Origin of the sequence: Rubrivirga marina (assembly GCF_002283365.1) — a bacterium.
GTDB lineage: Bacteria > Bacteroidota > Rhodothermia > Rhodothermales > Rubricoccaceae > Rubrivirga > Rubrivirga marina.
This window is the reverse complement of record NZ_MQWD01000010.1, coordinates 61033-82364: the sequence shown is the minus strand read 5'-3', so window position 1 is coordinate 82364 and position 21332 is coordinate 61033. Positions and strand designations below refer to the sequence as shown.

Annotated in this window: 23 protein-coding genes; 6 read left to right on the top strand and 17 right to left on the bottom strand. The window is 74.9% G+C overall.

Translation table 11 applies throughout. The features are described 5' to 3' along the window. The first annotated feature begins 70 nt into the window (after positions 1-70). Positions 71-496 (top strand): hypothetical protein, encoded by a 426-nt coding sequence (locus tag BSZ37_RS21255; RefSeq protein WP_095512689.1) that lies wholly within the window; start codon positions 71-73, stop codon positions 494-496. A 71-nt stretch (positions 497-567) separates the two neighbouring features. Here BSZ37_RS21255 and BSZ37_RS21250 read toward each other — a convergent pair whose 3' ends face one another. Together BSZ37_RS21250 and BSZ37_RS21245 are read right to left on the bottom strand one after the other, a co-directional pair. Next, the gene (locus tag BSZ37_RS21250) at positions 568-1449 is read right to left on the bottom strand and encodes a replication protein RepA (protein WP_095512688.1); all 882 of its coding nucleotides are present in this window, start codon (positions 1447-1449) and stop codon (positions 568-570) included. Positions 1450-2011: 562 nt separating this feature from the next. After that, a complete protein-coding gene (locus BSZ37_RS21245) occupies positions 2012-2323 on the bottom strand; it encodes a helix-turn-helix domain-containing protein (RefSeq protein WP_095512687.1) in 312 nt (103 codons plus the stop codon). 161 nt (positions 2324-2484) lie between these two features. Between BSZ37_RS21245 and BSZ37_RS21240 the strand changes: the two genes are divergently transcribed. Both BSZ37_RS21240 and BSZ37_RS21235 read left to right on the top strand, forming a co-directional pair. Further along, positions 2485-2928, top strand: a complete 444-nt coding sequence (locus BSZ37_RS21240) for a transposase (RefSeq protein WP_095512686.1) — start codon at positions 2485-2487, stop codon at positions 2926-2928. A 30-nt stretch (positions 2929-2958) separates the two neighbouring features. Next, complete coding sequence (locus tag BSZ37_RS21235; RefSeq protein ID WP_095512685.1) at positions 2959-3357, top strand: transposase; 399 nt, start codon at positions 2959-2961, stop codon at positions 3355-3357. 25 nt (positions 3358-3382) lie between these two features. Here BSZ37_RS21235 and BSZ37_RS21230 read toward each other — a convergent pair whose 3' ends face one another. The 8 genes from BSZ37_RS21230 to BSZ37_RS21195 form a co-directional block, all read right to left on the bottom strand. After that, complete coding sequence (locus BSZ37_RS21230) at positions 3383-4057, bottom strand: PhoU domain-containing protein (protein WP_095512684.1); 675 nt, start codon at positions 4055-4057, stop codon at positions 3383-3385. A gap of 73 nt (positions 4058-4130) precedes the next feature. Continuing rightward, the gene (locus BSZ37_RS21225; RefSeq protein WP_095512683.1) at positions 4131-4910 is read right to left on the bottom strand and encodes a phosphatase PAP2 family protein; all 780 of its coding nucleotides are present in this window, start codon (positions 4908-4910) and stop codon (positions 4131-4133) included. Continuing rightward, positions 4907-5794: a hypothetical protein gene (locus tag BSZ37_RS21220; RefSeq protein WP_095512682.1), complete on the bottom strand. Its 888-nt coding sequence runs from the start codon at positions 5792-5794 to the stop codon at positions 4907-4909. Before BSZ37_RS21220 ends, BSZ37_RS21225 begins: the two co-directional genes overlap by 4 nt. Positions 5795-5806: 12 nt before the next feature. Beyond that, positions 5807-6145 carry a PepSY domain-containing protein gene (locus BSZ37_RS21215; RefSeq protein ID WP_095512681.1) on the bottom strand — a complete coding sequence of 113 codons (339 nt, stop codon included), beginning with the start codon at positions 6143-6145 and terminating at the stop codon, positions 5807-5809. Positions 6146-6186: 41 nt separating this feature from the next. After that, positions 6187-6573 (bottom strand): PepSY domain-containing protein, encoded by a 387-nt coding sequence (locus BSZ37_RS21210; RefSeq protein WP_095512680.1) that lies wholly within the window; start codon positions 6571-6573, stop codon positions 6187-6189. Between the two features lie 63 nt (positions 6574-6636). Continuing rightward, positions 6637-8109 carry a sensor histidine kinase gene (locus tag BSZ37_RS21205; RefSeq protein WP_095512679.1) on the bottom strand — a complete coding sequence of 491 codons (1473 nt, stop codon included), beginning with the start codon at positions 8107-8109 and terminating at the stop codon, positions 6637-6639. Continuing rightward, the gene (locus BSZ37_RS21200) at positions 8090-8764 is read right to left on the bottom strand and encodes a response regulator transcription factor (RefSeq protein ID WP_095512678.1); all 675 of its coding nucleotides are present in this window, start codon (positions 8762-8764) and stop codon (positions 8090-8092) included. The genes BSZ37_RS21205 and BSZ37_RS21200 overlap by 20 nt, the downstream gene beginning before the upstream one ends. Before the next feature lie 25 nt (positions 8765-8789). After that, positions 8790-9986 carry a porin gene (locus tag BSZ37_RS21195; RefSeq protein ID WP_179299822.1) on the bottom strand — a complete coding sequence of 399 codons (1197 nt, stop codon included), beginning with the start codon at positions 9984-9986 and terminating at the stop codon, positions 8790-8792. A 297-nt stretch (positions 9987-10283) separates the two neighbouring features. Between BSZ37_RS21195 and BSZ37_RS21190 the strand changes: the two genes are divergently transcribed. Both BSZ37_RS21190 and BSZ37_RS21180 read left to right on the top strand, forming a co-directional pair. Continuing rightward, positions 10284-12074, top strand: a complete 1791-nt coding sequence (locus tag BSZ37_RS21190; protein WP_095512676.1) for a potassium/proton antiporter — start codon at positions 10284-10286, stop codon at positions 12072-12074. A gap of 989 nt (positions 12075-13063) precedes the next feature. Then, positions 13064-15196, top strand: coding sequence for a catalase (locus tag BSZ37_RS21180; RefSeq protein WP_095512675.1), 2133 nt, complete (start codon positions 13064-13066; stop codon positions 15194-15196). A gap of 72 nt (positions 15197-15268) precedes the next feature. Here BSZ37_RS21180 and BSZ37_RS21175 read toward each other — a convergent pair whose 3' ends face one another. The 6 genes from BSZ37_RS21175 to BSZ37_RS21150 are packed head-to-tail and all read right to left on the bottom strand — an operon-like array spanning position 15269 to position 20049. Next, the gene (locus tag BSZ37_RS21175; RefSeq protein WP_095512674.1) at positions 15269-16504 is read right to left on the bottom strand and encodes an MFS transporter; all 1236 of its coding nucleotides are present in this window, start codon (positions 16502-16504) and stop codon (positions 15269-15271) included. After that, positions 16504-17472 carry a YeiH family protein gene (locus tag BSZ37_RS21170; RefSeq protein WP_095512673.1) on the bottom strand — a complete coding sequence of 323 codons (969 nt, stop codon included), beginning with the start codon at positions 17470-17472 and terminating at the stop codon, positions 16504-16506. The genes BSZ37_RS21175 and BSZ37_RS21170 overlap by 1 nt, the downstream gene beginning before the upstream one ends. After that, positions 17469-18368 (bottom strand): L,D-transpeptidase, encoded by a 900-nt coding sequence (locus tag BSZ37_RS21165; protein ID WP_095512672.1) that lies wholly within the window; start codon positions 18366-18368, stop codon positions 17469-17471. The genes BSZ37_RS21170 and BSZ37_RS21165 overlap by 4 nt, the downstream gene beginning before the upstream one ends. Before the next feature lie 4 nt (positions 18369-18372). Then, entirely contained in the window at positions 18373-18969 is a 597-nt protein-coding gene (locus BSZ37_RS21160; protein ID WP_095512671.1) for a MarC family protein, read from the bottom strand. Further along, positions 18966-19307, bottom strand: a complete 342-nt coding sequence (sugE, locus tag BSZ37_RS21155; RefSeq protein WP_095512670.1) for a quaternary ammonium compound efflux SMR transporter SugE — start codon at positions 19305-19307, stop codon at positions 18966-18968. The genes BSZ37_RS21160 and sugE overlap by 4 nt, the downstream gene beginning before the upstream one ends. A 19-nt stretch (positions 19308-19326) precedes the next feature. Next, a complete protein-coding gene (locus BSZ37_RS21150; RefSeq protein WP_095512669.1) occupies positions 19327-20049 on the bottom strand; it encodes an META domain-containing protein in 723 nt (240 codons plus the stop codon). 130 nt (positions 20050-20179) lie between these two features. Between BSZ37_RS21150 and BSZ37_RS21145 the strand changes: the two genes are divergently transcribed. Further along, entirely contained in the window at positions 20180-21064 is an 885-nt protein-coding gene (locus BSZ37_RS21145) for a LysR family transcriptional regulator (RefSeq protein ID WP_095512668.1), read from the top strand. Between the two features lie 59 nt (positions 21065-21123). Here the strand turns inward: BSZ37_RS21145 and BSZ37_RS22295 are convergent, their stop codons facing one another. Beyond that, positions 21124-21279, bottom strand: coding sequence for a hypothetical protein (locus tag BSZ37_RS22295; protein ID WP_179299821.1), 156 nt, complete (start codon positions 21277-21279; stop codon positions 21124-21126). Positions 21280-21332 lie beyond the last annotated feature (53 nt).

The following is a 21332-nucleotide window of genomic DNA, read 5'->3' as shown; positions in this document are numbered from 1 at the left end:
TTATCGCATGGGGCGGCGGCGATACTAAAGTCGTCGCCGCCCCCTTTTTATCGCCTGTGACTGTCGAACCATGAAACATCTCGCCCTCCTGTCGGTCGCCGCGCTGGCTCTCGTCGGCTGCGACTCGAACCGGCCCACTTCGTTCGACGTCGAGATCGACGTCCTCCCATGGCCCGACGAACCGGCGACCGAGGCCGACGTCACGTTCGTCGCCCCGGACGCCGCCGGGCCGGGCCTGGACACGCTCCGGTTCGGGGTCGTCCAGCTTCCGTGGCGGTACGAGGCCGAGGGCCTCGGCATCGGCCAGTACACGCTCGAGGCGTGCGTACCCGGGTCCGGGATCGCGGAGGCCCGCCTCGACGTGAGCAACGGGTACCAGGGGTTCGTCACGCACGGGTTCGGGCAGGAATACGGCCCGGGAGAGGAGTCGGGCACCTGCGCGTACGGGAGCTTCCGCGTGAGCGACCGGACGGAGACGCCGCCCTGGGAGCAGTGACCGTGTGCGCCGTGGCAGGGCGACATGGGCCCCCCTCGGCGTTTAGAGTCCGGCCACGAGGGCCGGTCGCGTCAGCGGTGGGGGACGTCGGGGCCGGTCGAGCGGACGACGAACCGGCCGCGCGGGGTGGCGACGTCGAGGGCGGGCCAGAGGAGCTGGACGCGGCGGAGCGCGCGGCGGAGGTTGTGGCCGAAGTCCTTCTTCCCGCGCGGCGTGAGCCGTCCGGCCTCGTCGGTCGCGTAGTGGCTCCCGAGCTGGGCGTGGAGCTGGTCGTAGTTGAGGGCAACCTCGGGGGCGCCGTCGGTCTGGAGCTTGTCGAGCCGGTGGGTGAGGAACGCGTAGAGGTCGAGCGCGGCGGGGTAGTCGCGGAGGGCCTGGATCTTCCGCCAGTCGAGCGGGAAGCAGGCGGTTCGGCAGAGGTCCCAGAGCTGGGCGCCGAGCGTGATCGTGCCGCCGGCCACGGCCGGGCCGTCGATCGGGGCGGGCGCGCCGGTCGCGGCCGTCGCGGTGGCCCGCTCCCACCAGAGGTCGTAGGCCTCGACGAGGAGGACGCTCTCGCCCCGGTAGCGCTCGCGGCCGAGGTGGCCGTAGCCCGTGCCCGTCTCCCACTGGAACGCGACGGAGCAGGTGGCGAGGCGGAGGAGCTGGTCGAAGAGGTAGCGGAGCCGCCCGCGCCGGCCGCCGGAGGGCGTGACGTCGAGGGCGCCGCAGAGGTCGGCGAGGGTGCGCCCGAGCGGGACCGTCGGGGACTTCCTCTTCTTGGCCTCGGTGACGAGGAAAACGAGGAGGAGCCGGGCGAGGCCGCCCGAGGGGACGCCGAGCGAGAGGCGCGGGTGGAGGTGCGAGGGGCCGCGTCGGGTGCCCGCGCGGACGGTGAGCGTGAACGCCCCGTTGGTGGCCGTGTAGTCCGAGGCGAGGAGCCGTCGCGTCTCGGGCTCGCCGTCGGGGGCCAGGCGGCCGGGTGGGGACGGTGGCGGGGCGCCCGTCGGCGTCCAGGACGTAGGCGTCGCGGTGGGGGAGGGCGGCCTGGACGAAGGCCGAGGGGCAGACGGCGACGGCCCGGTCCTCGACGGCGGAGCGGGCGCGGATGCGGGCGACGGCGCGGGCCTTGTTGCGTCGTCGGGTCTCGGCCGCGCGCTGCGCGGCCGGTGCCCTCACGGACGCGAGGCCGGGAGGGATTGCGGGGACGCGGGCGGTCGGGGGACCGTCCGCGGTCCCTGGGGGATGAGCCATCCGGGCAGGGGAGGCGGGCCGGTTCGGGCGAACCCGGGGGGGCACCTCCGGGCGCGGCGGCTACCTTGCCCAGTCTCCAGCGGCGCTCCACCGCCGGGCCTCTCGTGGCCCTATCAAAGGAGTCGAGGCCGGGTCCCTTTGCCGAGGGGCTCGGCCTCGTGCGTCATGGGCGGGGGCGTAACGGTGTGAAGCGGATGGTAAGGGCCACGAGTGTTCTTGTCAAAAGAGAGCGCTCGTTTGACGTACGGTGATGCCGTGAGGTCTGTCCTCACCGTTGGGAGCCTACTCCCGAACGGAGCCCCGGGCGACGGCCTCGACGTACCACGGATTGGCGCGGGCGAGGGCGACCCGAGCCTCGCGCAGAAGAACGTCGGGGTGCGTCCCGAGCCCGATGGCGAGCGGGACGAGGCCCTTCGAGGTCGGGTTCGTCACGCCGCGCTCGATGCGGCCGACCTGCATCCGGTCGAGGTCCGCCCGCTCGGCGAGTTGCTCCTGCGTGAGGCCGAGGGCCTCGCGGCGTCGGCGGACGGCGGCTCCGAGGTAGGGGAGAAACTGGGGTCCGTGCGGGAGGTCGAACCTCGTCGAGGGGGGCATCCGGGGAAGCTTCCCGGGTGCGACATCTATGTCGAGGACATAGATGTATCATCGGGTCGAGAGCGCCCGCGTACGGCCTCGGGACCGGCCCTCGACGCATCCTCGTGTAACGCTTGGGTGAACAGGGGGGTAGGGCGGGGGCGGGGACGTACCCTGCCACGATGCCCGACGACACAGACCGAGACTCTGAGGACCGAGCACCGACCGTGTGGGAGGGGCCGTCGGCCGATTACGACGACGACGGCCGGGCGCTCTCGGCGCTGACGTACCACGTCGTGCTCGTGACCCGCCGCCGTCGCCGTTTGTTCGAGGACGCAGCGTTGGCGGCGCGCGTAGAGACGCTCCTAAGTGAGGGTGCCCGCGCGGCCGGGTGTGCGATCGAGGCGTGCGAGGTCGGGCCGTGGTGGGTGCGGCTGGCGGTCCGCGCCCCGGTCACGATGTCTCCCCACGTCGTCGTGACGCACGTGCGGAGGGGGGCCGCGGCGCTGAAGGGGGAGTCCGAGAGCGCCCGGCGGCTGGGGGCCGTGTTCGTGAGGCGGTACCTGGTCTCGACCGGGCCGGTGTCGGACGCGGACTGCGAGGCGTTCGTGGCAGGGGAATCGTAGCCTGGGGGTATCCGCTTCAGCCCGCCCTCGATGAGTCTGCCCGCCTATACCGACGATGGGGTCGTGGTGCACTGGCTCCGGTACCACGTCGTGCTTGTGACGCGGCGCCAGCGACCGTTCTTCGAGGACGCCGCGCTGGCGGCGCGGGCCGACGAGCTGATCCGTCGGGCGGCCGAGGGGCTGGGGTGCGAAGTGGCAGCGTGCGAGGTGCGGCCGACGCACGTGGTCCTGGAGGTGGCGGCGCCGTCAGGGCTGTCCCCGCTCTCAGTGGCCACTCGGATCGCTCGGGGCGCGGCGGGGCCGCTGAAGGCGGAGAGCGAGGCGGTGCGTCGGAGCGGGGCGGCGTTCGTCCACCGGTACCTCGTGTCGACGGAGGCGGTGCCGGAGGGGGGCTGCGCGGCGTTCGTGGCGCGGGTGCCGACGCGGTAGGGACGGGCACTCTCTATAACGGCGCTTATCCCTCGCCCCACGTCGGTGCGCCCCGGACCTGGTCGAAGGGGAGGGCCACGGCCGAGATGATGTTCGAGAGGTGCGACGAGACGCGACCGACGATCCGGGCGCCCATGGCGAAGACGGCCGCCGCGTTCGGCGTGAGGTCAGAGTCGGACGCGATCTGTCGGATGGCCTCGGCGACGTCCGCCTTCGTCCGGGCGTGCTCGTCCATGACCTCCCGGGCCAACCGGGAGTCCCCCTCGACGAACGCCTTCCGCGTGCGTGGGAACGCGGCCTGGACGCGGTCACGGAGCGCCCCCAGCCGCTCGACGTGCGCCCCCATCCGGGGCGCCTCGGCCAGCTCGGACACCTTCGCGAGCGTCTTCGCGAGGTCCCCGCACCGCTCGGCGTCCTGGACGACGGACACGAGGAGCAGGCTGAACGACGTCTCGTCTTGGGGGGCGGCCACGACGTGCTCGAGCACGGCCCGCCGGACGGCCTCCTCGCGCCGGTTGACCTCGCCGTCGAGCGCGCCGAGGTCGACCCGGAGCGGCTCGTTGTCGAGGAGGCACCCCGAGGCTGCGGCGAACATCTCGGCCGACGTGTCGAGCATGGCGGCGAGGTCGCGGACGGCTCGGTCGATGAGGGGCGGCCGGGCGCCGGTGAGGAAGCGGAAGAGGGAGAGCGGGCTCTGCACGGAGGGGGCGGGCCGGGACGCGCGCGTGGTAGGGAATTGTTACGCAGGGAGGGCCTGGGGGTGCCCCCGACTGTCATGGCCCGTGGTCTGCGAGCGCCTTGAGCGTCCGCGACGGCTCGATCCACCCCCGCCGCCGGAGGTCCCGCTCGACGAGCCACGTCGCGAGCGCCCACGCGGCCCCGACGGTCCACCCGGCGAGGACGTCGGTCGGCCAGTGGACGCCGAGGTAGACCCGGCTCGCCCCGATGGCGAGCGTGAGGGCGACGGCCACGGCGACGACGAACGCACGGAGCCGGGTGCGGGGGAGCGACCGGGCGACGAGCGCCCCGAGTGTGAGGTAGACGACGGCGGCGGTCGCCGAGTGGCCGCTGGGGAAGCTGGCCGAGAGCGCCTCCATCTGGTGCGCTACGAGGTCGGGCCGGGGCCGGTCGAACCCGGCCTTGAGCGCGAACGTGACGGCGACGCCCCCCGCGATGGAGCCGGCGAGGAACGCGGCCGCGCGGGGCCGCCCGTCGAGCACGAAGAACGCGGCGCCGAGGGCGGCCGCGAGCGTCGTGAGGAGGACGCCCCCGAGGCCCGTGAGGTCGCGGACGGCCTCCTCGATGGCGACCGGCCCGACGGGGTCGGCCGTGTCGCCGGGCACGCGGAAGGCGAGGAGGACCCGCTCCTCGGCGGCCCGCCCGTCGCCCTCGGCCACGGCGTCCGCGAGCTCGGCGAACGCCCAGCCGCCGGCCGCGAGGACGGCGAGGGCCAGGAGCAGGGCGAGGTCGTGGCGCTCGCGGAGCGCTCGGAGGGCGCCCGATACGGCCCGAGCGGCCCGCCCGACGGGGTCCGGGACGTCGGGCGGGGTCACGGGGACGCCGGGGCGTACGCGAACCGCGCGAGGACGGCCGGGCCGTCGCCGCCCTCGCTCGACACCCACACGTCGCCGTTCGGGAGGAACGCGAGGCCCTCGGGCTGCTCGAATGCGGCCGGCCCCAGATCCCACACGTCGGTGGCCCGGCCGCCCGCGTCGAGCGCGACGAGCGACTCGCGCCGCGACGAGAGGAGGACGACGGCGCCGGTCGCGGGGTGGACTGCCAGGGCCGATGGCCGGAGCTTCCGGTCGCCCTCGACGGCGTCGGGGTCGACGACGAACGCCGGCTCCGCTCCGAGCGCGCCGGTGCCCAGGTCGTAGGCCCAGACGACGTTCCGGTTGTCGTAGGCGTCGTCGCCCTCCTTCTTGCACGCGATGAGGAGCCGGGCGCCGTCGGTGCCGAGCCCCTCGGCGTCGCAGTCCTTCGCGCCGAGCCCGGTCTCGGTCACCTGTGGGCGGGCCTCGCTACCCTGCCAGCCGGAGAGCTCGAGGAGCGCCCCGTCGGCGCGGAGCACGAAGAGCCGGTCGCCCGCGAGCTCGACGCCTTCGTAGTCGCCGGGCGGGCCGAACGGGACCACGCGGACGACGGCGCCGGTCTCCTGCGAGAGCACGTAGAGCTCACCGTCCTCGTCCTGGACGGCCCCGAGCGTCCCGTCGCCGAGGTCGGTGAGCCCGGAGATCTCGACGAGCGCGTCGGGCAGGTCGAATGAGACCACGGGCCGGTCGAACCGGTACGGGCCGGCCGCGCCGTCAGGGGGCGCGCTGGCGGTGGGGGTCGGCGGGTCCGAAGACGGGGCGTCAGGGTCGGCCGAGGCGTCGGGACCGCAGGCGGCGAGGGCTACGCCGAGGCAGGCGGCGAGGAGGGGGGAGGGGGGCAGCATGGGAAGGGGGAGCTAGTCGCGCTCGGTGCAGAGGACCTCGCCCGTCCCGGCGTCGACGACCACGTCGAACTCGTCGCGGTCGTGGCGGAGGCCGACCTCGTAGACGAGGAAGCCGTCCTCCTCGTCGAGGTCGACGGAGGTCACGGCGGCGGGAGGGACGGCGACGAGCGCGGCGGCGCGGGCGTCGTCCTCCGAGATCCGGGCGAGGGCCGGCGAGAGCCGGTCGCCGTCGGCGACACGGACCGTCCCGGTCACGGGGCCGCACTCGACGTCGGACGGCCCCGAGAGGAGGGACGCGCCGACGGCGAGGGCCGCGAGGACGAGGACGCCGAGGAGGACGCGGGAGAGCATGGGGACGGGGAGGGTGGTGTCAGGGCAGGGGGCTCAGGGCGTCAGTCCAGCTCCGTGCAGAGGACCTCGCCGGAGCCGGCGTCGACGACCACGTCGACCTCGATGGGGCCGCCGCCGTCTGCGCTCCCCTCGTGGACGAGGTCGACGTCGTAGACGAGGAACCCGTCCTCCTCATCGAGATCGACGGCCGTGACGGTGGTGCCGGGGACCGCGAGGAGGGCGGCGGCGCGGGCGTCGTCCTCGGACACGCGGGCGAGGTCGGACGTGACGGGGCTCCCGTCCGCGACGGGGAGGCTCCCCTCGATCGGGCCGCACGCCTCGGCGGAGATGCCGACCTTGGCGGCGGCCTGGGCAGAGGAGCGGTCGGCGAGCCCGCCGACGCAGCCGGCGAGGGCCACGGCGAGTACGAGGGGGAGGGAGGTCTTCATGGGGAGGGGCGGTTGCGTACTCCCCTCCTACGGGCCCTCCCTTACCCCTCCCTTGCGGCCGCCTTACAGGTCCGACAGGTTCGACGGACCCGGCGGGGGCTCGGTGGCCGAGGCCACCGGCGTGGGGACGACGAGCGTGAACGTGGAGCCCTCGCCGACGGCGCTCTCGGCCGTGACCCGCCCCCCGTGCGCCTCGGCGACCGCGCGGGCCAGGCCGAGCCCGAGCCCGAGCCCGCGCTCGTGGCGCGTCTGCTCGCTCCGGTAGAGCCGGTCCCAGACCCGCGGGAGTTCCTCCGGGGCGATCCCCGGTCCGGTGTCGCGGACCCGCACCCACGCCTCGCCGTCGTCCCGCCCCGTCGAGACCGTGACGCGGCCGCCGGCCGGGGTGTACTTGACCGCGTTGTCGACGAGGTTGGCGAGCGCGCGCCGGAGCCGCGGGCGGTCCACGCGGACGGCGCCGGCCCCATCCGGCTCGACCGCGAGGGCGACGCCCTTCTCGTCGGCCACGAGGTCGAAGAGGTCGGCCACGTCGCGCGCGAGGTCGTCGAGGTCGACCGGCCCGAGGTCGAGCGCGAGCGCGCCGGCCTCGGCCTCGGCCACGTCGAGGACGGCGTCGAGCGTGGCCTGCGCCGCCCCGGCCGCCTCGACGACGCGGCCGAGCGCCTCGCGGTACGCCTCGGGCTCGCGGTGGCGGACGAGGGCCACCTCGGCCGTCCCGCGGAGCGCCGTCAGCGGCGTGCGGAGGTCGTGGGCCACGTCGTCGAGCGTGTCGCGGAGCCGGACGACGAGCCCCTCGATCCGGTCGAGCATCCGGTTGAACAGGCCGAGAAGGTCGGCGAACTCGCCGTGCTCCTCCGGGACCGGCGCCCGCTGGCGGACGTCGCCCGTCGCCGCGATCGTCTCGAGCGTCCCCACGAGCCGGCGGACGGGCCGGAGCGCCGTGTTCGCCATGACCCACCCGCCGAGGAGGGCGAGCAGGACCAGCGGGACGGCCACGTAGCCGAACACGCGCGGGAAGGCCTCCAGCACGTCGTCCCGCTCGTCCGAGCTGATGCCGACCTGGACCACGTCGCCCGACGGGAGCCGGCGTGTGAGTGCCCAGAGCTCCTGGTCCTCCCGCGCGTTGGTGATCTCGACGCGCTCGTCGGCGGTCTGTGAAGGGCGGAGATCCCCGAGGTCCGCTCGCTCCCACTCGTCGGGGAGGACGAGGAGCCGCTCCGAGCCGTCGCCGGAGAACACACGGACCAGGACCTCCTCGCCCCGGTCGTCGGCGTGGAGGGCGGCGGCGTGGCGGCGGACGCCCTCCACGCCGTCCGTCGCGTAGACCCGCCCGACGGCGCGGAGCTGGTCGCGGAGGTAGGCGCCGTCCTGGCGCTCCAGGACCCACCCGAGCGTGGCGTAGGCGAGGCCCAAGAGGGCCGCCGCGCTGAGGGCGAAGAGGGCGGCGTAGCCGAGCGCGAGGCGGACGCCGTACGGGCTCCGCCGCCAGCGGCTGACGGGCGCCGGCGAGGCGGGGTCAGGGCGTGCGGAGGACATAGCCGGCGCCGCGGACGGTGTGGATGAGCCGGGGCTCGAACCCCTCGTCCACCTTCTGCCGGAGACGGTGGACGAGGACCTCGACCACGTTCGTCTGGGGGTTGAAGTCGAAGTCCCACACGTGCTGGTGGATCGCCGTCTTGGACACGACCCGGTCGGCGTTCCGGACGAGGTACTCCAAGAGCGCGAACTCGCGTGGCTGGAGGTCGATCGGCTCGCCGGCCCGCGTCGCTTCTCGCGCGAGGAGGTCGAGGGCGACCGGCCCGGCCGCGAGCCGCGTGGCCTCGGGCGCCCCCGTGCTCCGCCGGACGAGGGCCTGCACGCGGGCCAGGAGCTCGGCGAAGGCGAACGGCTTCGTGAGGTAGTCGTCGCCGCCGGCCTGGAGCCCCCGGACCCGGTCGTCGACCGTCCGCTTCGCGCTCAGGATGAGGACGGGCGTCGCCACGCCCGTCCCCCGCATCCGCTCGATGAGCCCGAGCCCGCCGAGTCGGGGGAGCATGAGGTCGACGACGGCCGCGTCGTACGGCTCGTTCACGGCGAGCGCGTAGGCCTCCTCCCCGTCGACGGCGTGGTCGACGGCGTAGCCGGCCTCCTGGAGCCCGGTCCGGACGAACTCGGCGATGTGGGGGTCGTCCTCGACGACGAGCAGGCGCATGGCGGAATCGGACGGTCTGGAGAACCTAGAGGTCGATCTGGAAGCGGCCTACGACGAACGTCTCGGCCGGCGGCACGGCTCCGCTGCCCCCGGGAGCGTCGCCGTCGAACCCCTCGAACGCGGTCCGCTCGACGGTCACGCCGAGGCGGACCGGCGCGACGGGCGTCCAGTGCACGGCGAGCGCCCAGGCCGCCGCCCGCTGCGCGCTCCCGGCCGCCGCCAGCGGGGCCGAGTCGCCGTCGAGGGAGAGGCCGTGGACGCGGGCCGACACCTCGACGGCTCCCGCCCCCCCCTCGGTCACGGGCCGGCGCGGGACGGGCCGCCCCTCGCCCCGCGGGACGCCGCCGACGACGAATGACGCCGCTGCCTGCCACGCCCGGTGCGCGAGATCGGCCGCCTCGGTGCCTCGGCGGACGCGGTGGTGCGCCTCGATGTACTCGCCGAGGACGTGGAGCCGGCCGACGTCGAGCGTGGCCTGCGGCGCGAGGCGGAGCCGACGCCCGTCCGGCCCCACGCCCTCGGTGTAGGCGAAGAACGTCCGGTCGCCCGGCGTCTCGTAGCCGGCGAGGGCGTCGCCGTCGCGCCCGCTGGCGGTCCCGGCTGAGACCGCCAGCCCGACGCCCAGGCGGACGGGGCCGGCCTCGGCGGGTCTCCCGAACACGCGGGCGGCGGCGTCGGGACCCGCGCCCCAGTCCACCGACGCGCTCGACCCGTCGGGGACCCCGTTGAACACGCCGACCTGGGCCTCGAGGCGGGGGCTCTCCCAGCGCAGCATGGCGCCGAGGTCGCGCCGGGGCGAGAGCGCCGTCGGGAGCGCGCGCTCGGCGAACCGGAGGTCTGACGAGGAGAGGAGCGACTCGTACCCGACCGGCGTCTTGAACCGGCCAGCGCGGACGGCCAGCGCGCGGCCCGCGCCGGGCCTGGCCCAGAGGTCGGCCTCAACGTACCCGTCGAGGAGCTCGACCTCGCCCTCCCCGAACCCGGGCTCGACGACCGCCCGGAACCGCCCTGACACTTCGGCCTCGACCTCGGCCCGGGCGCGGCGAACGAGGACCCCCGGCGCCTCGCCGACCGGTCCGCTTGGGAACGCGCGGACGTCGGTGTGGACCTTGCCCCCGACCGAGACCTCGACGCTCGGTGGCAGCGTTTGCGAAAGGGCCGCCGGGGCGGCGAAGAGGAGGGCGAGGGCGAGGCGGAGCCACCCAGGCGACAGAGCCAGCACAGGGGGGAAGGTCGTGAACGGTCCGGCACCCACCGGCGCTTACCCCTCCCTTGCGCGGGGATTACAGTTTGGTCAGGTAGCGGCTGCCGCCGCTCCGACGGGAGCGCGCGGTGCGGGCAGGTGTCGGGGAGGGCGGGCCTCCCCTGTCTCCGTGATCGCGAGGAGCGGGGAGGCGCCCCGCCGCAGCCGAGGTACGCCCTACCCCCCCCGGTCTCGGGGCGTCCCAAGGCGAGCGGAGCCGCGTGCGCGGGGGCGCGTTCATCGCCCCCACGCACGCGCTCCGAGAGACGCCGCTCCATGCCCGCCGTCGCCCCCGCGATGCTCCTCGCGGGCCTCCTCCTCGCCCTCGGCGTCGCGTCGAGCCGGGTTTCGGCCCGCCTGGGCCTCCCCGTCCTCGTCCTGTTCCTCGGCGTCGGGATGCTCGCGGGCTCGGACGGCGTGGGCGGCGTCCCGTTCGAGGACTACGCCCTCGCCAACGCCGTCGGGACCGCGGCCCTCGCGCTCATCCTGTTCGACGGCGGACTCCGCACAGGGCTCCCGGCCGTCCGGGCCGCGTGGCGGCCGGCGCTCGCGCTCTCCACCGTCGGCGTCGCGGTGACGGCCGGGCTGGTCGGGCTCGCAGCGGCCTGGGTCCTCGGGCTCCCGCTCCTCCACGGGCTCCTCCTCGGGGGGATCGTCGGCTCGACCGACGCCGCCGCCGTGTTCTCGGTCCTCCGTTCGAGCGGGCTCGTGCTCCCCGAGCGGCTCGGGGCCACGCTCGAGGTCGAGAGCGGGTCGAACGACCCGATGGCCCTCTTCCTCACGGTCGGGCTGACGGGCCTCGCGGCGGGGACGGCCGAGTCGGCCGGCGCGCTCGGGCTCCTCTTCGCGCTCCAGTTCGGGGTCGGCGGGGCCGTCGGGCTCGCCGTCGGGCGGGCGGCGGCGTGGGCCGTCGGCCGGGCCGGGCTCGAGGCCCCTGCGCTCTACCCCGTCCTCGCCGTCGCGTTCGGGCTCGTCGCGTTCGGGGGCGCCGCCGTGCTCGGGGGGAGCGGTTTCCTCGCCGTCTACGTCGCCGGGGTCGTGCTCGGGAACGCCCCGCTCGTGTTCCGGCGGGGGACGCTCCTCGTCCTCGACGCGGCGGCATGGCTGGCCCAGATCGCCCTGTTCGTCCTCCTCGGCCTGCTCAGCTTCCCCAGCCGGCTCCTGGCCGTCGCGCCGGAGGGCCTCCTCATCGCCGTCGTCCTCGTGTTCGTCGCCCGGCCCCTCGCCGTGGCCGCCTCGGTGGCCCCGTTCGGGTTCGGCCCGCGCGAGGTCGCGTTCCTCTCGTGGGGCGGGCTGAAGGGGGCCGTCCCGATCACGCTCGCCACGTTCCCCCTCCTGGCGGGCGTGGAGGGGGCCGCGCTCCTGTTCGACGTCGTCTTCTTCGTCGTGGTCGTCTCGGCCCTCGCCCAAGGGTGGTCGCTCCCGGTCGTGGCGCGGCGGCTGGGGATCGGGCGTCCGGCCGACCCCGCCCCGCCGGTCCGCGTCGAGCTCCACGCGCTCCGGCACCTCGACGGCGACGTCGTCGACTACACCGTGGCCCCGTCGGCGCGCGTGGCCGGCCAGCGCCTCCGCGACCTCGCGCTCCCGGACGGGACCGCCGTCATGCTCGTGGTCCGCGGCGGGCGGATCGTCGTCCCTCGCGGGGCCACCGCGCTCCGCCCCGGCGACCACGTGTTCGCGGCGGCCCGGTCGGACCTCCGGCCGCTCCTCGACCGACTCTTCGACCCCGACGCCGAGACGCCCCCGCTCGCGCCGGGCCTCACGGTCGAGTTCGCCGCCGCGGCCACGCTCGGCCAGCTCCACCGGTTCTTCGGGCTCCCGGCGCCGACGTGGTCGGAGCGGACGCTCGCTGAGGCCGTGGATGGGGACCCGCCCCGGGTCGGCCCGTTCGTCCTCTCGCCAGGGTCGGAGCCCGACCTCGTGCGGCTCACACTGGCCCCCGAGCCGGAGCGCGAGCCGGAGGAGAGCGCCGCCCGATCTGACGGCGACGCGCCCGACGGCCCGCCCGCCCCCCATGCGGACCTCTCCCCGCCCTCGGCCGCGCCCGGCTCCGCACGCCCGGCCTGACGCCCCACCCGATTCGGGAAGGCCACGTCAAAGGCGGGGCCCCCGGCCGCAGGCGTGCCCCGGGCCGTGCAGAACTGGGAGGAGGGTCGGCCCTTGTTGTAACGAGCACCCCCCCGGCCCCCGATGCTCCTCCGCCTCGACCCGACCCTCACGCTCAGGCTCGGACTCGGCGACGGGGCCTGGCGCGAGGCCATCGAGACGGCGCCTCGCCGACCGGTCCGCCTGGGAGCGCGCGGACGTCGGTGTGGATCTTGCCTCCAGCCGTGACCTCGACGCCCGGCAGGAGCGCCCGCGAGAGAGCCGCTGGGGCGGTTACGAGCAGGGCGAGGGCGAGAGGGAACCGGCGTCGAACGGGTCCGCACGCGGGGCAGAGCGTCGTGATCGGGAGCGTACGGCCTCAGGCTCCCCGGCCCCTTGCACGCGGATTACAGTCGGGTCGGCGTCGCCTCGGGCTCCCGCGCCCACCTCATCGGCTACTCCATGGGCGGCTACACCGCGGCCGCGCTGGCGGCGGCCTCGTCCAGAACGAAGGGCCCCCGGTTCCGCCCGAACCCAACGAGGTCGACGAACACGCGGAGTTTGCGGGCCAGCTCTGGCACGTTCCGCCGCCACCACCGGCCGGAGCCGGAGAGGCCGTTGAACGGCGGAGCCGGCTGGGGGGGGGGGGCCCGGTGCGATGGTTCGGTCAGGGCGACCCAACCCCGCCCGCCGGAGCGCGAGGAGCGGGACGCGCTCCGCCGCGTCGTGGAGCGCGCCGATGGGGTGGGCCGGCGACGGTCGGGAGCGGCTCTGGCGAGTGGTCGAGGAAATGAGGCTCCTGATGCCCAGGCTCGCGCGGAGGAGGTGGCACGGGCGGACAGTCAGGCACCGCGGCAGGGCCCTTCGCGCTCGCCCCTGAGGTCGGAATCGGTCGCGGTGCCCGAACCTCCTGTCCCCGGTCGGGTTCATCGGCCTCCGGTCCCCGCGGCTCCCGCTCTCCCCCCGCCCCCATGTCCGACCCCCAGCGCCTCACCGACGACCATGGCCCCGACGAGGCCGCCAAGGACCGCCAACTCGAGCCGTACCGCGAGGACGCCGACGGCGAGTACCTCACGACCAACACCGGCCTCCGCGTCCACGACACCGACAACTCGCTCACGGCCGGCGAGCGCGGGCCGACGCTCCTGGAGGACTTCCACCTCCGGGAGAAGATGACCCACTTCGACCACGAGCGCGTCCCCGAGCGCGTGGTCCACGCCCGCGGCTCGGCGGCCCACGGGACCTTCCAGGTCTACGAGCCGCTCACGGACCTCACGAAGGCGAAGGTCTTCCAGGACCCGTCGCAGAAGACGCCCGTGTTCGTCCGGTTCTCGACCGTCGTTGGGTTCCGGGGCTCGGCCGACACCGTCCGCGACGTCCGCGGGTGGGCCACCAAGTTCTACACCGAGGACGGGAACTGGGACCTCGTCGGCAACAACATGCCCGTCTTCTTCATCCAGGACGGCATCAAGTTCCCCGACCTCGTCCACGCCATCAAGCCCGAGCCCCACTCGGAGACGCCGCAGGCCTCGGCCGCCCACGACAACTTCTGGGACTTCATCTCGCTCATGCCCGAGAGCGCGCACATGATCATGTGGGTCCTCTCGGACCGGGCCCTCCCGCGCTCCTACGCCATGATGGAGGGGTTCGGCGTCCACACCTTCCGCCTCGTCAACGCCGAGGGGAAGGCCCGCTTCGTCAAGTTCCACTGGCGGCCCGTCTTGGGCACGCACTCGCTCGTGTGGGACGAGACGCAGAAGATCGCGGGGAAGAACCCGGACTTCAACCGGATGGACCTCTGGGACCGGATCGAGGACGGGGACTACCCCGAGTTCGAGCTCGGCCTCCAGGTGGTCGAGGAGGAGGACGAGCACAAATTCGACTTCGACCTGCTCGACCCGACCAAGATCATCCCCGAGGCCGAGGTGCCCGTTCGGATCGTCGGCAAGATGACGCTGAATAGGAACCCGGACAACTTCTTCGCCGAGACGGAGCAGGTCGCGTTCCACCCCGGCCACGTCGTCCCCGGGATCGACTTCACGAACGACCCGCTCCTCCAGGGCCGGCTGTTCTCGTACATCGACACGCAGATCAACCGGTTCTCGAGCGCCAACTTCAACGAGCTGCCGATCAACCGGCCCGTCGCCGCCGTCCACAACAACCAGCGCGACGGGTTCATGCGGCAGACGGTCAACCGGGGCCCCGTCAACTACTCCCCGAACTCGCGCGGGAACGGCTGCCCCATGACGGCGTCGGCCGAAGAGGGGGGCTACGTCCACTACGCCGAGCGCGTCGAGGGCCACAAGGTCCGCGAGCGGAGCGAGAGCTTCAAGGACCACTTCAGCCAGGCCACGATGTTCTGGCACAGCATCACCGACGACGAGCAGGACCGGCTCGTGGCCGCGGCCCAGTTCGAGCTCGGGAAGGTCAAGACGAAGGCGATCCGCGAGCGGATGGTGGCCGAGTTCTTCAACCGGATCAACCACGACCTCGCCGTCCGCGTCGCCGAGGGCATCGGCGTCGAGCCGCCGGCCGAGTTCGCCGGGACGGAGACCGACAAGCGGGCGCCCGAGGTGAGCACCGTCAAGCGGGGCCGCTACGACACGATCCGGACGCGGACGGTCGCCATCGTCCTCGCCGACGGGTTCGACCACGAGCAGTTCATGGCCGTCAAGGAGACGCTCATGGAGGGCGGCGCCAAGCCGAAGGTCGTCGCCCACCGGCAGGGGACGTTCACGAGCGCGGGCGGGGAGACGGTCGAGGCCGACGAGAGCTACCTAACAGCGGCCTCCGTCCTCTTCGACGCGTTCTACGTGCCCGGCGGCGCAGCGAGCGTCGAGGCGCTCAAGTCCCACGGCGACGCGCTCCACGTCGTCCATGAGGGGTTCCGCCACGGCAAGCCGATCGGGGCGACGGGCGAGGGCGTCGAACTCCTGAGGGCGGCGCTCCTCCCCGCCCTCGACCTCTCGGACGGCGGGATGACGGTCGACAAGGGCGTCGTGACCGCCCGCGACGACCTCGGAGGCTTCTCCGAGGCGTTCCGCGAGGCCATCGCGCAATGGCGCCACTTCGGCCGGGACCGGAAGGACCAGGCGCCGGCGTAAGGCCGAGGAGGGCTCCCTACGGGCGCCGCCGATCGCGAGCGGTAGGCCGAAGGACCGGCGCCGGCCGCTGCGTCAGGGGGAGCCCTCCCCGCCCGCCGCACGGCGGACCTCCCCATCACGCGCGGCGGGGAGCCCGGCTGCCACCTTGAGGGCGAGGACACCGACGAGTGAGAGGAGCGGGAGGGTCCAGCCGTCGGTGAGGTCGTGGAGCGCCCCGAACGCGAACGGGCCGACCGCGGCCACGAGGTAGCCGACCGACTGGGCCATGCCGGACAGCGCGGCGGCCGTCTCGGGCGTGTCGGCGCGGACGGCGAGGAAGAGGAGCGAGAGCCCGAACGAGCCGCCAAGGACGAGCCCGAGGAGCCCCACCCAGAGCCCCGTGAGCGCGGGGCCGGCGGCGGGCGCGAGGAGCCCCGCCAGCGCGACGGCCTCGACGCCCCCGAGCGCCCAGATGATCCGGCGCTGATCGCCCCGCCGCCCGGCCCAGAGCGGGACGACGGCCGACCCCGCGATCCCGGCCGCCTGCGAGAGCGCGAGCATCCAGCCGGCGGCCTCGGCGCTCAGGCCGCGGTCGTGGAGGAGGTCCGGGAGCCACGCGAGGACGACGTAGAAGGCGAGCGACTGGAGCCCCATGAACAGCGCGACGGCCCACGCGAGCCGGCTCCGCCCGAGGTCGCGGAGCGCGTCGAGCGTGCGGACGCGCCGCCTCGGCAGCGTCCGCCGTCGCACCTGGGGGAGCCACACGGCGAGGGCGAGGGCCGCGAGGGCGGCCCACGCGGCCAGCGAGCCGCGCCACCCGACCGCGCCCGCCAGCGGGACCGCCGCGCCCGCGGCGGCCGTCGCGCCGAGCCCCATCGCGCTGGAGTAGAGCGCGGTCATGGGGCCAGACCGCTCGGCGAAGTCGCGCTTGACGAGGGCCGGGAGGAGCACGTTGCCGAGCGCGATCCCGACGCCGAGCACGCCCGTGCCCACGAACAGCAGCGCCGTCGGCGGGACGGCCCGGAGCGCCGTCCCCGCCCCGACCAAGAGCAGCGCGAGCCCGAGCGCGCCCTCGACGCCGAGCCGCCGCGTGACGACGGGCGTGAACGCCGAGAGGACCCCGAACGCGAGGAGCGGGAGCGTCGTCAGGAGCCCGAGCGCCGCGTTCGCGAGGCCGGTCGCGGCGCGGACGTCGGCCACGAGCGGCCCCAGCCCGGCGAGGGCCGGACGGAGGTTGAGCGCGACGAGGACGATCCCGACGACCAGCAGCGCCCGCCCTGACGTGGCGGGCGGGGCCGTCGAGGCGGGCGGGGCCGTCGAGGCGGGCATCACGGGGTCCAGGCGAGAACGGCGGCGAGCGAGACGCCCGCGATGGCGACCCACAGGAGCACGCCCTGCACCAGCGGCCGCGCGCCGACGGCGCGGAGCGTGGCCCGGCTCAAGCCAGCCCCGATGAGGAAGAGCGTGAGCACGAGTCCCTGCGTCGAGACGGCCACGACGGCGTCGTAGACGGGCGCCCCGCCCGGGAAGACCGCCACGACGGCCGAGGCCAGCGCGAAGAGCCCGATGAACCACGGGACGGCCACGCGGACCTCGCCCCCGACCGACCGGCGCCGCCACCACGCCGCCCCGAGCGCGAGCGGGACGATCCAGAGCGCCCGCGTGAGCTTGAGGACCGTCGCCTCGGCGAGCGCCTCGGGGCCGTATGAGGCCGCCGCGCCGACCACCGACGAGGTGTCGTGGATCGCGACGGCGGCCCAGACGGCGAACTGGTGTTGCGAGAGGTCGAGGAGGTGGCCGACGGCGGGGAAGACGTAGAGGGCCACGCCGTTGAGGAGGAACACGGTCGCCAGCGCCACCCCCATCGCCTCGGCGCCCGCACCCAGCGCCGGGCCGAGCGCGGCAATGGCCGAGCCGCCGCAGATGGCCGTCCCGCCCGAGACGAGCGCGCCCGTCGTGGGCTCGACGCGCAAGAGTCGGCCCAGCGCAAGCCCGACCGCGAGGGCGAACGCGATGCCGAGCGCGGTCACGACGACGCCCGAGCGACCGACCTCCAGAACAGCCGGGAGCGACATCCCGAACCCGAGCCCCACCACGCACGCCTTGAGCAGCCGCTTCGACGCGCGGGCACTCGGCTCCTCGTAGGGGTTGCCGAGCGTCAGCCCGAGCGCGGCCCCGACGCCGAGGGCGACCGCGGGCGGCACGCCGGGCACGAGCGCCAGCGCGGCGAGCGCGAGGAAGAGCGCCCGCCGCCAGAGCGGGGCGGGTGCGCGGGTCGGGGCGTCGGGCGTCGTCATCGGTCGCCGCGGGGGACGGCCATCGGGTCCTCGGGGAGCGAGACCGCCACGCGCTCGGGGCCGCGCGCGCCCATCACGAACCGGGCCGGCGCGCCGTCGGGCTCCTCGCCCTGGACGACCACGAGCGTGCCCTCGCCGGTGACCCGCCCGCCGAGCGCGCCCGGGCCGGCCGTCGTCTGCCAGCCGTCGGACCAGCCGTAGAGCCACTCGGCGTCGGACGTCACCATCCGGACGCACCCGTGGCCCTGCGGCGGGCCCGTCGGGACCACGTCGTACTGGTGGAGGTGGATGCCGCGGGCGGCGTGGATGTTCATGACGTAGCGCATGAACCACCGCTCGCCCGGCGGGGCCTCCGACGAGTACCGCTCGAGCGCGCGCCACTTCATGGTGAACCGGCCGGACGGCGTCGGCGTCTCGGCCGCGCCCGTCGACGCCGGACCCCAGCGCACTAGCCGGCCGTCGGCGTAGGCCGCCCAGGTCTGCGTGGTCTTGTCGACGACGACGGCCTTGTCGATCCCGCCCGCGCCGGGCCACGTCCGGGGGTAGGGGGCGTACGCGATCGGGGAAAGGTCGAAGTCGGCCGGCCGCGCCGGGAGCACGAGCGAGTCGCCGACGACGAGGGCCGTGGGCTCGGGCTGGCCGAGGAGCTGCGCGAGCGCCAGCCGCTGGCGGCCGAGGCGGACGTCGCCGTCGCCGACCTGGAGGTAGAGGTCGTGCCGGGCGTAGACCGAGTTGCCCGTCTCGTGCTCGACGCGGTAGACCGCGTACTCGACCGGGGCGTCCGGGAGCCGGGCGTCGCGGCCGAGGATCGAACCGAGGACGGCCTGGTCGTAGGCCCCCTGCGCGAGGGCGGGGGCGCCGGCGACGAGCGCGAGGGCGATGAGGAGAGGTCGCATGGGTCTACAAGCCGAAAAAGCTGCCGACGCCGTCGAGCACCATCTTGGTCGCGATGGCCGTGAGGACCATCCCCATTAGCCGCTCGATGGCCACGAGCCCGCGACGCTTGAGCACGCGGGCGAGGTCGGGCGCCAGTAGCAGGATGGCCCCGGTCCCGGCCCACGCCAGGAGCACGGCCGCGAGCCACTCGGGCCACCGCCCGGGGTCCGAGCTCATCACGAACAGGACCGACGCGAGCACCGACGGCCCGGCGATGAACGGGACCGCCAGCGGGACGAGGAACGGCTCGTCCCCGCCCTCCTCGATGTCGGCGGCCCAGGCCCCGCCGGGCGGCGGGAACACCATCTTGAGCGCGATGAGGAACAGGATGATCCCGCCCGCGACCGTCACCGCGCTCTCGGTCAGCCCGATGGCGTCGAGCAGGAACCGCCCGGCGAACAGGAACCCGACGAGGAACGCGAGCGCGAACAGGAGCTCGCGGGCGATCACGCGCCGCCGCCGCTCCGGCGCGACGGGCGCGAGGACGGAGAGGAACACCGGCACGTTGCCGAAGGCGTCCATCACGAGGAACAGGAGGACGGTCGCGGCGAGGAGCGTCATGGCGACGGGGCGGGCGTGACGAGCTTGAGGCCGACGATGCCGGCCACGATGAGGCCGATGCACGCGAGCCGGAGGGCCTCGCGGGGCTCCCCGAACAGGGCCATCCCTAGGAGCGCCGTCCCGACCGTCCCGATCCCGGTCCAGACGGCGTAGCCGGTGCCCACGGGGAGAGTCTGGAGCGCCCTGGCGAGGAGGTACACGCTCACGATCATGGAGGCGGCCGTCCACACGCTCGGCCAGAGCCGCGTGAACCCGTCGGTGTACTTCAGCCCGACGGCCCAGCCGGTCTCGAACAGGCCGGCGACGACGAGGACGGCCCAGGCGGTGGTGGGGGTCATGGTCAAAGGGAGAGGCGGTTCAGTGCCGGGCCGCGCACCCGCGGTACTCGGCGCCGTCGACGACGAGGAGCGCCTCGCGCCCGCGCGTCCACACCGTCACGGGGCCGTCCTCGTACCTCGCGCCGCTGGCGGAGACGACCTGGCCGAGCACGAGGTACGTCCCGCCCTCGCGGCCCTCGAACCGCCGGGGGAGCCAGACGGCCAGCTCGCCCGGCCCCGTGCGGGCGCGGAACGTGAACCGGCCGCCGGGGCCGTCGCACGTGAAGGCGAGGCCGCGGCCGGTCTCCTGGGGCTCCATCCACCCGGCCTCGCGCTCGAACACGAGCGCGCCCCCGTCCGCGCCGCGGAGCGTGAGGCGGCCGCCCGAGACGCCGAACCCGACGACCTGGTTGACGACGTCGAAGAAGGCGTGTGAGGACGAGGGCGGCGCGCAGGCGGCGACGGTCGTGGACGTGTTCATGAGCACGAGGTCGCCGTTCGAGGTCGCCTCGAAGGTGCCCCCATACCGGTTGCAGTCGGCCCGGCCGACGAACCGACCGTCGCCCAGGAACGAGACCGTAAACCGGCCCTCGCCCTCGGGGGCGGTCGCGGCGCCCGTGGCCGAGCGGATCTCGGTGAGGTGCCACACGGGACCGGGGAGCGTGCCCGTGTTCGGGGCGCCCGGCGTGGGCGGGGCGAGCGGGGCCGTGGCGCAACCGGTCACGGCGAGCGCGAGGGCGGGGAGGACGAGGGGGGCGTTCATGTCGGATCAGGATGCGGCCGGGGGTCCGGCCTGGCCTGGAGGGGAGAACGGAACCGCGGGCGATAGGTTGGATGGAAAGATTGGATCGGACTGGTAGCCACCGCCTATCATGGGCGGTCCGCCCCCCCCGATGGAACTCCGCCACCTCCGCTACTTCGTCGCCGTCGCCGAGGAGCTCCACTTCGGCCGGGCCGCCGAGCGGTCGTTCGTCGCGCAGCCGACGCTGAGCCAGCAGATCCAGGCGTTCGAGGACGAGGTCGGGGCCCGCCTCTTCGACCGCTCGCGGCGCGGCGTCGCGCTGACGGACGTGGGCGCCGTCCTCCTCCCCCACGCGCGGCGCGTGCTCGACGAGGCCGCCCGCGCCGAGGCCGCCGTCCGGGCCGCGGCCGAGGGCCGGGCCGGGACGCTCCGCGTCGGCTACGAGGCGGCCGTCATGCGCGACGGGCTCGCCGGCGCCATCCGCGACTTCCGCGGCGAGGTCCCCGGCGCCACGCTTGACCTCTGGGAGACCGGGAGCCGCGCGCAGGCCGACGCCGTCCGCGAGGGCCGGGCCGACGTCGGCCTCGTCCTCCTCCCCGTCGACGAGCGGGACCTCGCCGTCCGCCGGCTGGGCGAGGCCCCGACGGTCGTCGTGCTCCCGGCGGACCACCGCCTGGCCGGACGGGAGACGGTCGCGCTCGCCGAGCTGGCCGACGAGCCGCAGGTGGCGTGGGCGCGGGACCCGGCCCCCGAGGTCTACGACGCCTACCTCCGCGCGAGCCGGGCGGCCGGGGTCGAGCCCCGCGTCGTCCAGGAGGTCCGCCACGTCGAGAGCTTGCTCGGGCTCGTGGCCGCCGGCGTCGGCATCGGGACGGTCCACCAGGCCCGCGTCCAGCCGGGGTACCCGGGCGTGGCCTACGCCCGCCTCGTCGAGCCCGAGCTGACCATCGCGACCGGCGTCGTCTGGCGCCGCGACGACGCCTCGCCGCTCCTCGCGCGGTTCCTCCGCGCGGTCGTCGGGGACGAGTCCGCCTGACCGCTCCCGCCTCGGGCGCACTGCCGAGGCGGGAGCGGTGGGGGTTGCAGGTCGATCGTCTACAGCCGCAGGAAGGCGTAGGCGACGGCCACCACGCCCAGCACGACGAGGGCCATGAAGACGTACAGGCCCACGCCGTCTCCACGCGAGGGGGGCTTCGGTGAGGCCCCGGGCGACGAGGGGCGCGCGGGGGGGACAGGGGTCGAGGGAGTCATGGGAGGGGTGTCCAGATGGAAGACGGGACCCTCCCGATCCCGGCGGACGGCCC